Source organism: Variovorax saccharolyticus (assembly GCF_030316765.1).
GTDB classification, from domain to species: Bacteria; Pseudomonadota; Gammaproteobacteria; order Burkholderiales; family Burkholderiaceae_C; genus Variovorax; species Variovorax saccharolyticus.
This window is the reverse complement of the sequence record NZ_JASZYT010000023.1, coordinates 1-2,500: the sequence shown is the minus strand read 5'-3', so window position 1 is coordinate 2,500 and position 2,500 is coordinate 1. Positions and strand designations below refer to the sequence as shown.

Here is a 2,500-nt window from a genome sequence, read left to right as displayed (position 1 = left end):
TAGTTGCTACATTTAGTTGGGCACTCTAGTGAGACTGCCGGTGACAAACCGGAGGAAGGTGGGGATGACGTCAAGTCCTCATGGCCCTTATAGGTGGGGCTACACACGTCATACAATGGCTGGTACAAAGGGTTGCCAACCCGCGAGGGGGAGCTAATCCCATAAAACCAGTCGTAGTCCGGATCGCAGTCTGCAACTCGACTGCGTGAAGTCGGAATCGCTAGTAATCGTGGATCAGAATGTCACGGTGAATACGTTCCCGGGTCTTGTACACACCGCCCGTCACACCATGGGAGCGGGTTCTGCCAGAAGTAGTTAGCCTAACCGCAAGGAGGGCGATTACCACGGCAGGGTTCGTGACTGGGGTGAAGTCGTAACAAGGTAGCCGTATCGGAAGGTGCGGCTGGATCACCTCCTTTCTGGAAATAAAGCTGTTCAAGCTGAACGCCCACACTTATCGGTTGTTGGATGAAGTCGAGTGATCGACATGGGTCTGTAGCTCAGCTGGTTAGAGCACCGTCTTGATAAGGCGGGGGTCGTTGGTTCGAGCCCAACTAGACCCACCAAATTCTTCCAATGGTCAAATGGTGCGACGAGCGCCATCTGTGAGGACCCGGGGGATTAGCTCAGCTGGGAGAGCACCTGCTTTGCAAGCAGGGGGTCGTCGGTTCGATCCCGTCATCCTCCACCAATCTTCAGGCCCCGGGCGGGGCTGCAACACGATACTTATACTCAACACCAAAGCTGCTTTGAAAGAGGCATCTTTGTTGTTGATCAAGATCTCTTGATCAATCGGCTGTTCTTTAAAAATTCATAGAGTCGAATTAGCGTCGCTGGTGGAAACTGCACATTCGTAAAGGTTTAGTGCAGACCGTGCCATCAGCGACATGAATTTTTGATTGCGTCAATTATGAACTTCAATTTCGAATCAAATCGAAAGTATGAAGTACGGCATAACGCGCCAGGTGAAAGACCTGGCAATTCCTTGATTGATTTTGGTTTCTGTGAAGAAACGTCAAAGTTATAGGGTCAAGTGAATAAGAGCACGTGGTGGATGCCTTGGCGATGATAGGCGACGAAGGACGTGATAGCCTGCGATAAGCTTCGGGGAGCTGGCAAATTAGCTTTGATCCGGAGATTTCCGAATGGGGAAACCCACCTGCAAAGGTATCGCATGCTGAATACATAGGCATGCGAGGCGAACCGGGTGAACTGAAACATCTCAGTAGCTCGAGGAAAAGACATCAACCGAGATTCCGAAAGTAGTGGCGAGCGAAATCGGAAGAGCCTGTTAGTGATAGCACAAGACTTAACGGAACAGTTTGGAAAGACTGGCCATAGCGGGTGATAGCCCCGTACGTGAAAAGACCTGTGTGGTACTGAGCTAACGAAAAGTAGGGCGGGACACGAGAAATCCTGTCTGAATATGGGGGGACCATCCTCCAAGGCTAAATACTCATCATCGACCGATAGTGAACTAGTACCGTGAGGGAAAGGCGAAAAGAACCCCGGGAGGGGAGTGAAATAGATCCTGAAACCGCGTGCTTACAAAAAGTAGGAGCCTCGTAAGGGGTGACTGCGTACCTTTTGTATAATGGGTCAGCGACTTACATTCAGTGGCAAGGTTAACCGAATAGGGAAGCCGTAGAGAAATCGAGTCCGAATAGGGCGATCAGTCGCTGGGTGTAGACCCGAAACCAAGTGATCTATCCATGGCCAGGATGAAGGTGCCGTAACAGGTACTGGAGGTCCGAACCGACTAGTGTTGCAAAACTAGCGGATGAGCTGTGGATAGGGGTGAAAGGCTAAACAAACTTGGAAATAGCTGGTTCTCTCCGAAAACTATTTAGGTAGTGCCTCAAGTATTACCGTCGGGGGTAGAGCACTGTTTTGGCTAGGGGGTCATGGCGACTTACCAAACCAAGGCAAACTCCGAATACCGACGAGTACAGCTTGGGAGACAGAGCACCGGGTGCTAACGTCCGGACTCAAGAGGGAAACAACCCAGACCGCCAGCTAAGGTCCCTAAAATTGGCTAAGTGGGAAACGAAGTGGGAAGGCTAAAACAGTCAGGATGTTGGCTTAGAAGCAGCCATCATTTAAAGAAAGCGTAATAGCTCACTGATCGAGTCGTCCTGCGCGGAAGATGTAACGGGGCTAAGCCAGTTACCGAAGCTGCGGATTTGCAATTTATTGCAAGTGGTAGGAGAGCGTTCTGTAAGCCTGTGAAGGTGCGTTGTAAAGCGTGCTGGAGGTATCAGAAGTGCGAATGCTGACATGAGTAGCGTTAAAGGGGGTGAAAAGCCCCCTCGCCGTAAGCGCAAGGTTTTCTACGCAACGTTCATCGGCGTAGAGTGAGTCGGCCCCTAAGGCGAGGCAGAGATGCGTAGCTGATGGGAAACAGGTCAATATTCCTGTACCGATGTGTAGTGCGATGTGGGGACGGATCTTAATAGGTCATCCGGGTGTTGGATATCCCGGTTTAGTGGGAAGTAGGCGT

Annotated in this window: 2 tRNA genes and 2 rRNA genes (1 of these 4 cut by a window edge); all 4 read left to right on the top strand. The window is 50.9% G+C overall.

From position 1 onward, the window contains the following. Positions 1–419 (top strand): 16S ribosomal RNA (locus tag QTI45_RS35300) (it extends 1,116 nt beyond the left edge of the window). Between the two features lie 70 nt (positions 420–489). Beyond that, a tRNA-Ile gene (locus QTI45_RS35295) sits at positions 490–566 on the top strand. 49 nt (positions 567–615) lie between these two features. Beyond that, a tRNA-Ala gene (locus tag QTI45_RS35290) sits at positions 616–691 on the top strand. A 336-nt stretch (positions 692–1,027) separates the two neighbouring features. Beyond that, positions 1,028–2,500, top strand: a 23S ribosomal RNA gene (locus tag QTI45_RS35285); the annotation flags it as partial.